This window comes from Bacillus sp. AF62, assembly GCF_050312695.1.
Classification (GTDB): domain Bacteria; phylum Bacillota; class Bacilli; order Bacillales; family Bacillaceae_G; genus Bacillus_A; species Bacillus_A cereus.
On sequence record NZ_JBNPJZ010000069.1, the window covers coordinates 109,905 to 124,694 of the forward strand.

Below are 14,790 nucleotides of genomic sequence, written 5' to 3' on the forward strand. Positions count from 1 at the left end.
AAAGGAGGAAGCAGAAAATGATAGAAGTATGTGTTACAGTCAATTATAACGATAGAAATTATCAAACAAATGTTATTGTAAGTAAAGATATGATATGGACAAAAATTAAACAATTGGCAGAAGAACAAGTCAAAAAACAGTGGGGCTTTTAAATTGGATTATTTAAAAAGTGAAGTTACACGTTAGAGGCTTTAACTAAATCTAAGACTTTTCAGGACTTAAATATAGATAAGAAATTTGTATGAAAGGAGGAAGAAGGAAATGATAGAAGTATGCGTTACAGTTAATTATAACGATAGAAATTATCAAACAAATGTTATTGTGAATAAAGATACGATATGGAAAAAAATTAAACAGTTGGCAGAAGAACAAGTGAAGAAACAGTGGAGTGTTTAAATGTATTTTTAACTTAAAAAGCTAAATGAAGTTATGGAATCTATTTCTTTATGCTAAGAGTGGTTCTTATATATTTTAACGTTCAACTAACCTATCTGTAATGTTTATGGCTACAGTATGTTAATATAGGAGAAACAATATTTTTGATTGTAGGAGGAAAACAATGAACAGCGACTTTACCTTGGCCATACACAGTTTAACTTATTTAGCTTTACAGCCAGATCGGATGTCAACAAGTAATGCTATTTCAGAAAGTGCAGGTGTACATCCAGTACGCATTCGCAAAGTACTAAGTTTGTTAAAAAAACATAAGTTTATACAATCGAAAGAGGGGACTGGTGGCGGTTTTATTTTCGCTCGCGATTTAGATGAAATTAATCTTTGGCATATTTATCAGATAACCTCTGAAGGTGCTTTGCAGCCGAAGTGTCCAGAATCAAACAATCAGTGTGTTGTAGGTTCGAACATGCGAAAAGTTCTTTTCGCTATTTTCTTAGGTGCTGAAGAGCATCTAGGTGAATACTTAAAGAATTATACAATGAAAGAAGTTGTTGACCTTATCAATCAAGAGCGTTAAGCGGCTTAATTATTATATAGCCGTGAGTTCTTAACACTTAAATGTAATGAAAAATATTACAGTATAATTTGTTTTTATATCTTTTTTATCGCCACAAAAAATATTTATAGGAAGGTGAAACGGTATGATGTCAAATAATAATCATGTTTTAAAAGTAGGAGATTGGGTTCGTGGAATATCAAATGAAGGTGAATTAATAGTTGGTTATATTGTATCACTTGATGATGTAGAGGATATAGTTACAGTTAGTATTGTGAAACGTGACGGCCAGTACACAATAAACGAAGCGATTTTACTCTTTAGTAAACACGTTAACAAGCTCCCTGAATCAAAGGTAATAAATAAGGAACAAATCCTTTATCTTATAGATCTTGCATTATTAACAGGGGATGAAGAATGGTTTATCGAGCTTTCTTCAAAATTAAACTCGATAAACGAGCTAGTTAATGGGGGAGTTTAATTTTTTAGCCTATGCCCTAATCAATAATATCCTCTCTTTTGTTGCATCTTAATAAAAGAGAGGATTGATGTTATGAAAATAAGATTAACAATGGTTAGCATCATATGTCTGTTTAGTTTTTTATTACCTTGCATTTCTGCTCAAGCAATTGTAAAAAAGGAAAATGATATAAACAGAAATTTTTGCATAGATTTAACCGGTTATGAACTTTATTCGTTTGGAGGCTTTAACCAATTAGATTATAAGATAACGCCACTTACTCAGTTGTTTTTAGGGATAGTGCAAACAGAAGGTGAGTGGATTAATGAACCACGATTATATACTAAGGGAAATAAAGGTTATTTTCATCTTTTGAAAGCGGACGGTACGAATGTTCTTTATACCGTTGAAAAGAGCGGGGATTTTTGGAGGATTATAGATGTAAAAAGAAAGAAAATCAACAGAATACCTGTACCAAAAAAACTTTTAAAAGAAGTAGTAATTGAGCTCTTATTGGAGCCGATAAGCAAAGAGGTTGAAAACTATTATAAGGAACCAAAACTTTGGTATCGAGGTTCTGAAAAAATACTTGAAATAAAAAAAGATACAACAAACTATACTTTTTATGTAACTGTTCAAATTCAAACTTTTGAGGGTGCACACAATCCGCCTTATGGAGAGGACACAATTACTTTTCGCATAAAAGGAAATGATGTAAAAACGATTCATTACAAACATAGAGATATCCCTGAAGAAGAGCCGAACAAACTACAATTAAGATGATATTGAAGTGATTTGTTTGTGTATTCCTGATAACGATAATTATGTAAATGAGCTGTCCATATGGGGCAGCTTTTTTGTTTTTTGCTCAGTGTAGCTTTTTAAATTGTATATGAATTCAATATTAATAATATATATCCTAAAATTTGGTTTTTGTATTTTGGGATTTTTTTCTTTTTACCTACATTAATTATTTATTAGAATATCTTTTATGTTTAAAATAAAATTTTTTGATAAAAGGGGATATAAGTATCTTTATAATAAGTCACCTAGAAAAACAATGTATTATTGTATTTTTTTACTAACTAATTCAGCTTTAAGCGATAAAAACAATGGCTACATGCTAACTGTAAAATATTATCCATATAAAATTATTCCTCTTTAATATTTCTGAAAATATAAAAATATTAATTTTATAAATATACACGTTATAATGAGGGCGTCGAGAGAAATTTTATTATCTCTGGAGAAAATATAAAAAATGCGATTATTAGTAAGAAAGGTGTGTGATTAGAGGCGAAATGTATGTAATGTGCTTCAGTGGCTTGTGTAAGCAATATCATCAGTGCTACCGAAGTTATGAAAGTAATGTATAGAATTGAGAAAGAAATGCCTCGCAAATGAAGAGAGGCCGGTTTAGCTAAAATTACTGTTAAAAGTAAAAAAGAGAAACCATTAAAGTAATACACTGTTATTAGAAATGTTGCAACGTATTTATGAAGTCTATTCTATATCGTTCTCTTAAGGGGTCTTTATATAAAGAGCGGATATTACGAGTAAACTTTTTTGTGAACGCTAACAATTATATTAGGACGCTAATTAGCGAATGTTTCAATTTGGATTCATTATGATGAAGGACATACAATGTGGGGCAACTTGTAAGGAATTCATTTTCCGAAAAGGGAATATTTGTTAGGTGCAAAGAGAGATGCAGGAATAGATACAAGGGGGAGTTATTATATGAACGGGAATACTGCAAAGAAAATAGAAGTTCAAGCTGAAAATACCGCACTAAAAAATGAGCAATATGCAGATCCGAAAAAATGGCATAAGCAGGATACTACATGGGCACTCAGTCTATTTGGAACTGCAATTGGAGCAGGGGTGCTCTTTTTACCGATTAATGCAGGTTCAGGTGGTTTATTATCTTTACTACTAATTACATTGCTTGCATATCCAGTTATGTACTACTCACATAGGGCACTTGCTAAAATGATATACGCTTCTAATTCTGCTGATGAGGGGATCACAGGTACAATTAGAGAGTATTTCGGAAATAAAGCGAGTATCATTTTTAACATCGTATATTTCGGTTCAATTTATACAATCGTACTAATGTATTCGGTTGCGCTTACAAACACTGCAAGTAGTTTTATCGTGCATCAATTGCACATGCCAGAACCTCCAAGAGCTATTTTATCACTTGTATTAGTTCTTGGTCTTATCGCTATACTGAATTTTGGTCAAGATATTACTGTAAAGGTAATGAGTATGTTAGTGTATCCTTTCATAGTTTCTCTACTTTTTATCGCAATATCTTTAATTCCACAGTGGAATACGTCAATGCTTAGTTTTTCAGCTGTTTCAACTGCTTCAACAGGAACAGGCTATTTTGGGACGATATTGATGATTCTACCAATCATCGTATTCTCATTTAATCATTCACCTATGATTTCATCATTTGTTGTGAAACAGAGAGCTACGTATGGAATCGAAGCCACTGATGCTAAATGTGCGCAAATACAAAAGGTTTGTTATATCATGACATTCGCTGTTGTTATGTTCTTCGTTTGGAGTAGCGCATTGAGCTTGACTCCAGATGATATAAAAATGGCAAAAGAACAAAACTTATCAATTCTTTCATATCTTGCTAATGAGCTTAATTCACCTGTAATCACTATTGCAGCTCCAATTATTGCTTTTGTGGCTATTACAAAGTCTTTCCTTGGCCATTATATAGGAGCATTTGAAGTAATGCGTGACATGATTATTAAGTTCGGTAAATCACGTGGAAAAGATATTGAAGAAAAAACAATTAAGACAATAATCCTTACTTTTGTTGTATTATCATGCTGGTTTGTTGCTTATACAAATCCAAGTATTCTTGGACTTATTGATTCTCTAAGCGGTCCTTTAGTTGCTGCTATCTTATGTCTATTACCGATGTATGCGATTCAAAAAGTGCCAGTACTAGCTAAATACAAAGGGAAAATGAGCAACGTATTTGTTATTATTGTAGGTGTACTTACTGTCTTAGCAAGTATTAAGTCATTATTCTAATTCACTACTGTTGGTTTTAGTATCAAAATAGTTGGATCTGAGAAAATAAGGAGCAAGTTTTGAATAGTTTTTTTCAAAACTTGCTCTTAAAATATTCTACGGAATTAATTTTACAAATAAGTTTATTCATATTAGTCATCTAGCGTTTTGGTCATATACTCATCCAATATTATCAAGACCTAAATCGAAAAATTTTAAATATCAAGCGCCTAACGTATTATATATCCCTAATATGTTAGGCGCTTTTATTTTGGATAATAAATTTTGAACCTGAATTTGAATAGTATATTTCTCTATTTGATGCTTATTTAATATTGTAAAATTTGTATTGAAAATTCGGGGTTTTAAAAGTATCATATACATATTCAAACATTTGAAGATGTATATGATACTTTTTGAAATTGAGGAAAAGTAACGGAGGGATTTCAATGGGAAACGAAATGCAACAATTTAAAGCAGATTTCTTTAAAGCCTTAGCACACCCTTTGCGAATAGGTATTTTAGAATTATTGTCAGAAGGTGAAAAAAGCGTAAACGAAATTCAAGATATTTTAAATAAGGAAGGCTCAGCTGTTTCTCAGCAATTAAGTGTACTACGTTCAAAAAATATTGTTGTTGGTAGGAAAGATGGAAAAAGAGTTTTATATTCTTTACGAGACCCTATTATTGTGGATTTATTGGTGGTTGCACGGAAGATTTTTAACAACCATTTAATTGATGCGATTTCAATGTTAGAAGAGCTAGATGGAGCAGAAAGTGAAATGATGGCTAAGGAGGGATAGGTTGAGTATTGAGGTTAAGAAAGAAGATATCATCCAACATGGAATTGAAACATTTCGCTCATTAGGAGCTCATTACGTTTGTGAAGTTTGTATAAAAAGTGGAAATTCTTGTTGTTTTTCATGCCAACATTTACAAGATGGAGTTGGATGTCGAAAAAGAAATACTGCTTGTACAGCTTGGTTATGTGGAATTCAAGGTTTTTTATTTGATCAAATAGGATTACTGGATGAATGGAATCGTTTTTGGAGTGAAATTCCAGGACAAATGTTTCGTAGAGATATTACTCCAGATAAGGTAAGGATTAGATCGTTTATTGATACAAAGAAGCTAGATAGTCGAGCCGGAGAACGTTTAGCAGAAAGATTGAAATCCTATGTACAACAAGGTGGAGATATAGGTGAATTGGAGTGTCATTTAAGTAAAACATATAGTAAATATTAGGATGTTTTTTATTTTTGTGAAAAGGACAATTTTCTGTATAAGGGACCGAGAAATACATTTGTAATCCAGATCTATTAAAAATAGAAAAGAAGGGTTTGTAATGAGAAAGTTATTTACAGGAAGGTTTGAAGGATATTCATTAGCACATTTTCAAAAGGATCTTCTTTCAGGAATGATTGTTGGAGTTGTTGCGATTCCACTTGCTATGTCTTTTGCTATAGCCTCTGGTGTTAAGCCAGAGTATGGGATTTATACAACCTGTATTGCTGGAATACTCATTTCACTGTTTGGTGGTTCGAAGTATCAAATTGGAGGACCTACAGGTGCTTTTGTTCCGATTCTTTTAGGAGTTGTAATTACCTATGGATACGAAAATTTACTACTCGCGGGTTTGTTAGCTGGAATTATTTTATGTCTTATGGGAATCTTCAAACTAGGCTCTTTAATTAAGTTTATTCCACGTCCTGTAACAATTGGTTTTACTTCAGGTATTGCTGTTATTATCTTTACGGGACAAATTGCTAGTTTTTTAGGTTTAACAGGTATAAAAAAGCATGAGGAATTTCTAGCGAATTTGAAGGAACTCTTCACTCATATCAGTACTACCAATTTTTATAGTGTTATAACTGCTTTGATTTGCTTTTTTGTTATACTCATAACACCAAAGATTTTACCAAAAGTGCCTGGTTCATTAGTAGGTGTTGTTATTTCAACTGTAATTGCAACTGTATTTTTCTCAGGTCATGTACCTACTATTGGTACAGCATATGGCACGATTCCAAATACACTTCCTCAGTTTGATATACCAGAAATCACATTAGAACGTATAAAACAGTTAATTGGTCCTGCATTTGTTATTGCGATGCTCGGTGGAATTGAATCGCTTTTATCCGCTGTCGTGGCAGATGGTATGACAAATAGTAAACACAACAGTAACAAAGAGCTTGTCGGTCAGGGGATTGCAAATATTGTTACCCCGTTATTTGGCGGGATTCCAGCAACTGGAGCAATTGCTCGTACAGCGACTAATATTAAGAGTGGGGCTGTATCTCCGATGTCGGGTATTATTCATGGGGGATTTGTGTTATTGACACTTTTACTGTTAGCTCCATATGCTTCACATATTCCTCTTGCTAGTATGGCTCCCATTTTAATGGTGGTAGCTTGGAATATGAGCGAACAAAAACATTTTTATCACATATTCAAAATGAAGACAGGAGATTCCCTTGTATTACTAGTAACATTTTTACTTACTGTATTTACTAGTTTAACAACAGCTGTGGAGATTGGTCTTATTTTAGCTGTTATTTTGTTTACAAAACGTATGAGTAATATGCTTGTTATATCTAAAGTGCTTCCTGATCATACAAAAAAGAATGAAAAATTGTTATCGCATGTGGTAAATAAAGCTCATGATTGTCCACAAATTAGTATTTATACAATAGAAGGGCCATTATTCTTTGGGGCTGCTCAAACATTTGAACAAAATATTTTAGCGACTATTCATTATAAACCTAAAGTTTTAATTTTACGTATGGGAAAAGTTCCTTTTATTGATACCACAGGAGAGTCTTACTTTAGGAATATTGTTCAGCACTTCAAAAAACAAGGTGGCGTACTTCTTATTTCTGGAATTCAATCAGAGCTAAAAGCCAATCTAGATAAGAATGGATTGTATGCTGAAATTGGGAAAGAAAACTTTTTTGATCATACCGGGGAAGCAATTAATTGTGCTTTAGGACATCTGAATACAAAAAAATGTATAGGGTGTAAGCATTTTGCTTTTCATGAGTGTACAGGGCTTTCTCAGCAATCTCAGGAAATCAATACAATAAAGAATAAAGTAAATGCATTAGATTTTTAAAAATTTCACTTCACATACAAAGTTTGTTTGATTTAATCTACTTTTTCATCATTTTATTAAAAAATAGAGAAGAAGAAAGTTTGCTTTGGAGAATGTGGAGAAGATTTTTTACAAGGTGTGAACAAGTAGTTTTTTTATACATTCAACAAATAAGTATCAAACAGTAAGAAGAGAATATTTCCCGTATATTTAAACGAAAAAGGGAAATTAAAAATAATATTTATTTAATAGAATACACGAAAACGAGTGGAGGAAATAAAAATATGTCTAATTTACCAAATTGTCCAAAATGTAATTCAGAATACACTTACGAAGATGGGAATCTTTTTGTTTGTCCAGAATGTGCTCATGAGTGGACTTTAGAATTAGAAGCTGAAAATAGTGAAGATACAAAGGTAATTAAAGATGCAAATGGAAATATTTTAAACGATGGTGATTCTGTAACAGTAATTAAAGATCTTAAAGTAAAAGGAACTTCATCAGTTGTAAAAATTGGTACAAAAGTAAAGAGTATCCGATTAGTTGATGGAGATCATGATATTGATTGTAAAATTGATGGTTTTGGAGCTATGAAATTAAAATCTGAATTTGTTAAAAAGGTATAAATACAATTTTGTTACATCAAAATTAGTTTGAAGTTAATGAATATACACTGTTTTTCAGCTGTACCCTGTGCCCAACAACTTAAGAATTTCGAATTACCTCGAAATGATAAAATGAACTTTTGGTTATGATTCAGCAGATTTTTTTGGGGAGTACCATGAAATTTTAGCTTGCTAGCGATATAGTGCTGCCGAAATATTTGAAATAGCTATAAGACTATTCTTTCGATGGTATGATGAAAGATATGGAAAAGGAATAGGTGTCAATCAGACCCCAATATTAATCTTGACCATTAGCAACAAAAAACCACCTCTCATAAAGGTGGTTTTTTAGTATTAATATATTTTAATTAGTCACGTCTAAATGGACCTTTTGGAGCAATAAGCTCTAAATTAGTACCATCTGGATCACGGAAGTAGGCAACGCCTGTGCCAAATCCAGATTTCTAGCCGTCTTCTTGAAAGATAATTGGTTCGTCATATGGGTGCTATCCTATGCCCATCAAGCTAACAAAATGGATTGCCTCTGAAACAAAAAAATTTTTATTACTATAAAAAACGTAAAGTATCTGTTTTTAGAAAAAATTAATTTTTATAAATTGATGGAGATATAACTCAATTCTTTTATATATTTAGTTAAATATGATTGTCAGAATGAACTTAAAGTAATTATGATTTCTAGAAATACGAACTGATGTTTTGAATTGGTTTAAAGTTGCTGGAACAAAATAAAACCAATTGAGCAAAAAAACTTGCAAAAATAAAAAGAGAGATGTATATTAATTGATGTATCAATAATTGATATATCAATTAATATTTTGACAAGAAAGAAAAGGAACATTTTATGAAGGAAATGTTCGTAAATATCAGTGGAGAAGAACGCAAAATACTTATTCATGTCCTATTACAGATGCAAAAAAATGTAGAGAATATTAAAGAATAGAGAGTGTAGGGGGCAGAATAGTGTGGAAATAATCGCAGCTATTTTAGTCGGGATCGTAGCATTAGAACATTTGTTTATCATGATCCTTGAAATGTTTTTTATTGATTCAAAAGTAGCGAAACGTGCTTTCAAATTACCGAAGCATTTAGAAGGAGATCGAAACGTAGCCATTATGTTTGCAAACCAAGGTTTATATAATGGATTTTTAGCGGCTGGTCTCATCTGGGGACTTGTACTTGGGCTCAATCCAATTGGTTATATGGTCCAATTATTTTTCGTGATTTGTGTGGTGATAGCAGCTATTTTCGGAGGTTTCACATCTAATAAATCAATTATTGTGAAACAAGGACTTCCGGCTGTTTTAGCACTGATTGCCCTTTTATGTATGATTTAGAATCAAAGTTTCTCAATAAAAGAACTCATTTTTGAAAAATACGCTATTCTTTCTGTAGAATTATAGAAAAGGATGGCGTTTTTGTATGTCTATTTCTATATGTAGTGAATTATAACTATTCCCTCAAGGGACTCAACTGTTTTTCAGTTTTTGGATATATTTTCATCCATCTTTGTTTCCTCCTATTGTTGGATAGTGTAATAATTGATAAAAATTTTGATGAAATTGGATTATAACGATTGATCAAAAAAGTTAGTGATTAAAAATATTATTCTTTAGTACATACATTTTTAAGATGTTAAATATATTTCATAATAGTCTCTGTAAGATAGGGATAAGTAAAATAGTACTTTAAAGTACCTATAGCACTTTAAAGTGCGTACTTTTTATAACTTTGAATATCATTCATAATAGCACCAGCAAGAAGAAAACAAGCTTTACGGTACTAGTTACCAATGATGTTACAGCAGTTTATTTAGAGTCAGATTGATTGAAAGGTTGTACTATATGGCCTAATAATTTCGGGAAAATGTCGGTGTGACATAAAACAATTATGGAGGTTAAAGATATGAGTTCTTCAAATTTGAATGAAATAAGTAAACAAATTTTAAAAGAGGAGGAAACACTTCAATTTTCCTCTTTTACAAATGAAGATGCCTTGCAACTAGGTTTATTTATCGTTGAAACAGCAAAGCGAGAGGGAAAATTGATTGCTGTTGATATAACGAAAAATGGTGTCCAATTATTTCATTTCAAGATGACAGGGACAAATGAGGAAAATACGAAATGGATTGAGCGTAAAAAACGTGTCGTTTCCCTGCATGATCGTAGCTCGTATTATATGCAGATACAAAGTGAAATAACTGGGATTTCATATAATGAAAAATATCTTTTAGATACTTCGGAATATGCTGCGTTTGGTGGATGCTTTCCTATCAGAATAAAAAACGTAGGGGTTATTGGAATGATAACAGTTTCAGGATTACCACCAGAAGAAGATCACGAATTGGTAGTAAGAGCAGTTAAAAATCATTTGAACCAATAGTTGTAACGAGTCAATAGATAATTAATTTTAGGGGGCAACACTATGCCATTAATTGAGCTAAATACTTGGCCAACCATGTCAACAGAAGAAAAGAAGGCGTTTATTTATAATGTAACGGAACTTACAATAAAACTATTAAAAATTGTCCCTGACAAAATTCAAGTGTTGATAACGGAACTTGAGAAAGAAAATTGGGGGAAAGCTGGGGCTGTAGCAAGTGATGCTACCTTTGCTGAGAAAAGTAGGGTGTCCGATTGGGAGACAAAAGAGTCTTACGATACACCAGGTTGTAACGTTAATGGAATGGCTATTATTAAGATTGATATATGGAATACATTTGATCAAGAGACAAAGGATAAGTGGGTAAAAGAACTTACACAAGTAACATCTAAATATACTCATGCACCTTTGGATAAAGTGCTAATTCTTATTCGTGAAATGATTCCAGGGAACTGGGGACAAAGTGGTGTAACAGGATCTAATGCAGATTTCCTTTCCAAAAGTCGTACATTTTAATCGTTAAATAAAAAAGGCAAAAATGAACACATTTCTGTTCGTTTTTGCCTTTTTATTATTTGTCTGTGGTAATGAACATGATCCTCTGTATGTTTAAGTAATGTCCTCTAAAGGTGCCTCTACGGGAAAAGTGTATTTCTTCATTTGAAAGTCTTTTTCATGGAATGTAGATTTCAATTTTTGAGCAAAATAAGTTAGGTTATATAAATGTTACTTTTTAGTACCTATAGTACTTTAAAGTACGTACTTTTTATTATGTTAAATATCATACATAATAGCACATGTGAGAGGGAAACAAGATTTATGGTACGAGCAATTAACTATGTTACTTTTTAGTACCTACAGCACTTTAAAGTGCGTACTATTCATTATGTTAAATATATTTCATAATAGTACATGTAGGAGAGGGACAAGCTTTACGGTACTAAAAAGAGAATGCAACCATTCATAATAGCGTTTGTAGAGATTAAATATATTTTTTAGAAGATAAAAGGGCCTTTTTATCGCACTATTATGATAGGAATTATAGGGAAGAGGGGGAGCTCAATTGAATTCATATACAGCATCGTCTTCAGAAGTTCAGACGAATCGAAGAAGTATATTTGCGTTATTAGCGCTAGCAATTAGTGCGTTCGGGATTGGGACAACTGAATTTGTTAGTGTCGGTTTATTACCATCAATTTCGGAAGATTTACATGTGTCGGTTACAACAGCTGGTTTAACAGTTTCTTTATATGCGTTAGGTGTAGCGTTTGGTGCTCCAGTATTAACGTCATTAACAGCTAATATGTCACGAAAAACGTTATTAATGTGGATTATGATTATTTTCATTATTGGTAACGGAATCGCAGCGGTAGCAACAAGTTTCACTGTATTACTTATTGCGCGAATTGTTTCTGCACTTTCGCATGGTGTGTTTATGTCAATTGGTTCAACGATTGCTGCAGCACTTGTCCCAGAAAATAAACGTGCTAGTGCAATTGCAATTATGTTTACCGGCGTAACAGTTGCGACTATTACAGGGGCACCAATTGGAACATTTATTGGTCAACAATTTGGCTGGAGAACATCATTTTTAGCAATTGTAGTAATTGGAATTATTGCCTTAATCGCAAATAGTATTCTCATTCCATCTAATATGAAAAAAGGTACGTCTGTATCATTCCGCGATCAGTTTAAATTGATTACGAACGGAAGACTGTTACTAGTTTTCATTATTACTGCATTAGGATATGGGGGAACATTCGTAACATTTACGTATTTATCTCCGTTATTACAAGAAGTAACAGGATTTAAAGCAAATACGGTTACTATCATTTTATTAGTGTATGGAATCGCCATTGCGATAGGAAATGTGATTGGCGGAAAATTATCGAATCATAATCCAATTCGAGCGCTATTCTACATGTTCTTTATTCAAGCGATTATATTATTTGTTTTAACATTTACGGCACCATTTAAGGTAGCTGGGTTAATCACTATTATTTTAATGGGGCTATTCGCATTTATGAATGTTCCAGGGTTACAAGTATATGTCGTAATGTTAGCTGAACGATTTGTACCGAGTGCTGTCGATGTTGCATCGGCAATTAATATTGCGGCGTTTAATGCTGGGATTGCCCTTGGTGCTTATTTAGGTGGTATTGTAACGAACTCGTTAGGGTTAATTCATACAGCTTGGGTAGGCGGCATTATGGTAGTAGGTGCTGTTATTTTAACAGCATGGAGTATGACATTAGAAAAAAGAGATCAAGTAAAATAAAAGGAGCGAAAATAAAATGAAAAACTTACAAAGTAAAACAGTATTAAATAATGGTGTAGAAATGCCTTGGTTCGGTTTAGGTGTATTTAAAGTAGAAGAAGGACCAGAACTTGTAGAAGCGATTAAATCAGCAATTAAAGCAGGATACCGCAGCATCGATACAGCTACAATTTACGGAAATGAAACAGCTGTAGGTGAGGGGATTCGGGCCGGTATTGAAGCAACTGGTATTTCAAGAGAAGAATTATTTATCACTTCAAAAGTATGGAACGCAGATCAAGGATATGAAGAAACAATTGCTGCATACGAAGAGAGTTTAAAAAAATTAAAACTAGATTATTTAGATTTATATCTTGTTCACTGGCCTGTAGAAGGGAAATATAAAGATACGTGGAGAGCGTTAGAAACACTTTATAAAGAAAAGCGTGTACGTGCAATTGGCGTAAGTAACTTCCAAATTCATCACTTACAAGATGTAATAAAAGATGCGGAAATTAAGCCAATGATCAACCAAGTGGAATACCATCCTCGTTTAACACAAAAAGAATTACAAGCTTTCTGTAAAGAACAAGGTATTCAAATGGAAGCATGGTCACCACTTATGCAAGGTCAATTATTAGATAACGAAACATTACAAGAAATTGCTGAGAAACATGGTAAAACAACAGCACAAGTCATTTTACGTTGGGATCTTCAAAATGAAGTGATCACAATTCCAAAATCAACGAAAGAGCACCGTATTATTGCAAATGCCGATGTATTTAACTTTGAATTAACGAAAGAAGATATGGAAAAAATCGATGCATTAAATCAAAATCACCGCGTTGGTCCAGATCCTGATAACTTTGATTTCTAATAGAAATGAGTAAAAAGAGTGCAAAAATTGCACTCTTTTTTTATTTTCTATTCAATAAAATGTTTCTGTTTATATTATGACTTTTAAATTACTTTAGGCGAGCTAAAGAACTTATTAACAGTATTAAAGTTTGACATAAAATAATGCATTCTATATTATATATGCTATAGCATATAAATTGCGATTTATTTGAAGGTGGCATATGGACTTATATGAGTTAACAGGACATCTTGTTCATCATACTGATGTGAAGTTAACAAATTATATAATGTAAGTTTTTAATCACATATTGCTTATAAAATTTATCCTTTATATGCTGTAGCATATAAGTGTTATCTCATAACTTGTAACGGTAAAAATTTAAATAATACAGTAGATATATTATGAAACGAGGAGATTTTAGTTATGGAAAAATTCATATTAGCGTTTGATAGAGAACTTGTAATCGCAGAAAAAAAAGACTCAACATGGAGCGTCCAATCGCAGTTTGTAGGTGCGAATCCAGTTGCTTTAGCTTTAGATCCATACGACCAAGAAAGAATGTATTGTGGTACTTTTGATAGGGGATTATGGAGAAGTAAAGATGGAGGAAGTTCATGGGAAGCAATTGGTACGTTGCCTTCATTTGGTGAAGTGTTCCCAGCTAATGCTATTCATATGAGAGCTATTACAGCAGTTTCTGTATCTCCAGCGAAGGGGGATGACGGTAACGGGATTGTATATGTAGGAACTGAACCGAGTGCAATGTTCGTATCCAAAAATGGAGGAGACAGTTTTGAGCTGCTAACAGATTATCGACAAATGCCATCATATTCATCATGGTTCTTTCCTCAAAGAACATATACACACCATGTAAAACATATTGAAATTGATGCTAATAATCCAGAAACTATTTATACGACTATTGAGGTTGGTGGATTAATTAAAAGTGTAGATGGAGGTAAGACATGGACTGAGGAAAAAGAGGGGAACTATCCTCAAGATATTCACATTCTTAAATCACATCGCAATGCCCCAAATCGTTTATACGGGGTGTTAGAACCTGTTTAAAATCTTTTTAATAAAATCGCTACACCTGCCAATAAGCAACTCTGTCTGCTATTTTCAAGTGT

Annotated in this window: 15 protein-coding genes and 2 pseudogenes; 16 read left to right on the forward strand and 1 reads right to left on the reverse strand. The window is 32.7% G+C overall.

Going from position 1 to position 14,790, the window contains the following annotated elements:
- Positions 1-17: 17 nt before the first annotated feature.
- The 10 genes from ACQRBL_RS16865 (at position 18) to ACQRBL_RS16910 (ending at position 8,165) form a co-directional block, all read left to right on the forward strand.
- On the forward strand, positions 18-152 hold the full coding sequence (locus ACQRBL_RS16865; RefSeq protein WP_023522573.1) for a BA3454 family stress response protein: 135 nt from the start codon (positions 18-20) through the stop codon (positions 150-152).
- A gap of 109 nt (positions 153-261) precedes the next feature.
- Positions 262-396 carry a BA3454 family stress response protein gene (locus ACQRBL_RS16870; protein WP_023522572.1) on the forward strand — a complete coding sequence of 45 codons (135 nt, stop codon included), beginning with the start codon at positions 262-264 and terminating at the stop codon, positions 394-396.
- A 163-nt stretch (positions 397-559) separates the two neighbouring features.
- A complete protein-coding gene (gene saiR / locus ACQRBL_RS16875) occupies positions 560-973 on the forward strand; it encodes an Rrf2-family transcriptional regulator SaiR (protein WP_001083465.1) in 414 nt (137 codons plus the stop codon).
- Positions 974-1,097: 124 nt separating this feature from the next.
- A complete protein-coding gene (locus ACQRBL_RS16880) occupies positions 1,098-1,433 on the forward strand; it encodes an IDEAL domain-containing protein (protein ID WP_000987464.1) in 336 nt (111 codons plus the stop codon).
- A 72-nt stretch (positions 1,434-1,505) separates the two neighbouring features.
- Positions 1,506-2,195: a DUF3888 domain-containing protein gene (locus ACQRBL_RS16885; protein ID WP_023522571.1), complete on the forward strand. Its 690-nt coding sequence runs from the start codon at positions 1,506-1,508 to the stop codon at positions 2,193-2,195.
- Positions 2,196-3,152: 957 nt separating this feature from the next.
- The gene (locus ACQRBL_RS16890) at positions 3,153-4,472 is read left to right on the forward strand and encodes an aromatic amino acid transport family protein (RefSeq protein ID WP_001014168.1); all 1,320 of its coding nucleotides are present in this window, start codon (positions 3,153-3,155) and stop codon (positions 4,470-4,472) included.
- A 428-nt stretch (positions 4,473-4,900) separates the two neighbouring features.
- Positions 4,901-5,254 carry an ArsR/SmtB family transcription factor gene (locus tag ACQRBL_RS16895; protein ID WP_006924203.1) on the forward strand — a complete coding sequence of 118 codons (354 nt, stop codon included), beginning with the start codon at positions 4,901-4,903 and terminating at the stop codon, positions 5,252-5,254.
- A 1-nt stretch (position 5,255) separates the two neighbouring features.
- Complete coding sequence (locus ACQRBL_RS16900) at positions 5,256-5,696, forward strand: hypothetical protein (RefSeq protein WP_000021461.1); 441 nt, start codon at positions 5,256-5,258, stop codon at positions 5,694-5,696.
- Positions 5,697-5,796: 100 nt separating this feature from the next.
- On the forward strand, positions 5,797-7,560 hold the full coding sequence (locus tag ACQRBL_RS16905) for a SulP family inorganic anion transporter (protein ID WP_411995891.1): 1,764 nt from the start codon (positions 5,797-5,799) through the stop codon (positions 7,558-7,560).
- 263 nt (positions 7,561-7,823) lie between these two features.
- Positions 7,824-8,165 (forward strand): zinc ribbon domain-containing protein YjdM, encoded by a 342-nt coding sequence (locus tag ACQRBL_RS16910; protein WP_000067658.1) that lies wholly within the window; start codon positions 7,824-7,826, stop codon positions 8,163-8,165.
- Positions 8,166-8,512: 347 nt separating this feature from the next.
- Here the strand turns inward: ACQRBL_RS16910 and ACQRBL_RS16915 are convergent.
- Positions 8,513-8,647: pseudogene (locus tag ACQRBL_RS16915) on the reverse strand (VOC family protein); the annotation flags it as partial.
- 480 nt (positions 8,648-9,127) lie between these two features.
- Between ACQRBL_RS16915 and ACQRBL_RS16920 the strand changes: the two are divergent.
- From ACQRBL_RS16920 to ACQRBL_RS16945, 6 genes and pseudogenes are all read left to right on the forward strand, one after another.
- Positions 9,128-9,499, forward strand: coding sequence for a DUF1304 domain-containing protein (locus tag ACQRBL_RS16920; protein WP_023522570.1), 372 nt, complete (start codon positions 9,128-9,130; stop codon positions 9,497-9,499).
- A 553-nt stretch (positions 9,500-10,052) separates the two neighbouring features.
- Positions 10,053-10,544 carry a heme-degrading domain-containing protein gene (locus ACQRBL_RS16925; RefSeq protein ID WP_411995892.1) on the forward strand — a complete coding sequence of 164 codons (492 nt, stop codon included), beginning with the start codon at positions 10,053-10,055 and terminating at the stop codon, positions 10,542-10,544.
- Between the two features lie 42 nt (positions 10,545-10,586).
- The gene (locus ACQRBL_RS16930; RefSeq protein WP_023522568.1) at positions 10,587-11,060 is read left to right on the forward strand and encodes a tautomerase family protein; all 474 of its coding nucleotides are present in this window, start codon (positions 10,587-10,589) and stop codon (positions 11,058-11,060) included.
- Between the two features lie 547 nt (positions 11,061-11,607).
- The gene (locus ACQRBL_RS16935; RefSeq protein WP_001089900.1) at positions 11,608-12,822 is read left to right on the forward strand and encodes an MFS transporter; all 1,215 of its coding nucleotides are present in this window, start codon (positions 11,608-11,610) and stop codon (positions 12,820-12,822) included.
- Positions 12,823-12,838: 16 nt separating this feature from the next.
- Positions 12,839-13,678, forward strand: a complete 840-nt coding sequence (locus ACQRBL_RS16940; protein ID WP_023522567.1) for an aldo/keto reductase — start codon at positions 12,839-12,841, stop codon at positions 13,676-13,678.
- 405 nt (positions 13,679-14,083) lie between these two features.
- A pseudogene (locus tag ACQRBL_RS16945) lies at positions 14,084-14,716 on the forward strand (WD40/YVTN/BNR-like repeat-containing protein); the annotation flags it as partial.
- Positions 14,717-14,790: the final 74 nt, after the last annotated feature.

Bases quoted from the DNA above. Each gene is read 5' to 3' on its own strand.
- saiR (WP_001083465.1), top strand. From the start codon at position 560: ATGAACAGCGACTTTACCTTGGCCATACACAGTTTAACTTATTTAGCT.
- ACQRBL_RS16930 (WP_023522568.1), top strand. From the start codon at position 10,587: ATGCCATTAATTGAGCTAAATACTTGGCCAACCATGTCAACAGAAGAA.
- ACQRBL_RS16870 (WP_023522572.1), top strand. From the start codon at position 262: ATGATAGAAGTATGCGTTACAGTTAATTATAACGATAGAAATTATCAA.
- ACQRBL_RS16910 (WP_000067658.1), top strand. From the start codon at position 7,824: ATGTCTAATTTACCAAATTGTCCAAAATGTAATTCAGAATACACTTAC.
- ACQRBL_RS16905 (WP_411995891.1), top strand. From the start codon at position 5,797: ATGAGAAAGTTATTTACAGGAAGGTTTGAAGGATATTCATTAGCACAT.
- ACQRBL_RS16940 (WP_023522567.1), top strand. From the start codon at position 12,839: ATGAAAAACTTACAAAGTAAAACAGTATTAAATAATGGTGTAGAAATG.
- ACQRBL_RS16925 (WP_411995892.1), top strand. From the start codon at position 10,053: ATGGAGGTTAAAGATATGAGTTCTTCAAATTTGAATGAAATAAGTAAA.
- ACQRBL_RS16865 (WP_023522573.1), top strand. From the start codon at position 18: ATGATAGAAGTATGTGTTACAGTCAATTATAACGATAGAAATTATCAA.
- ACQRBL_RS16885 (WP_023522571.1), top strand. From the start codon at position 1,506: ATGAAAATAAGATTAACAATGGTTAGCATCATATGTCTGTTTAGTTTT.
- ACQRBL_RS16890 (WP_001014168.1), top strand. From the start codon at position 3,153: ATGAACGGGAATACTGCAAAGAAAATAGAAGTTCAAGCTGAAAATACC.
- ACQRBL_RS16895 (WP_006924203.1), top strand. From the start codon at position 4,901: ATGGGAAACGAAATGCAACAATTTAAAGCAGATTTCTTTAAAGCCTTA.
- ACQRBL_RS16880 (WP_000987464.1), top strand. From the start codon at position 1,098: ATGATGTCAAATAATAATCATGTTTTAAAAGTAGGAGATTGGGTTCGT.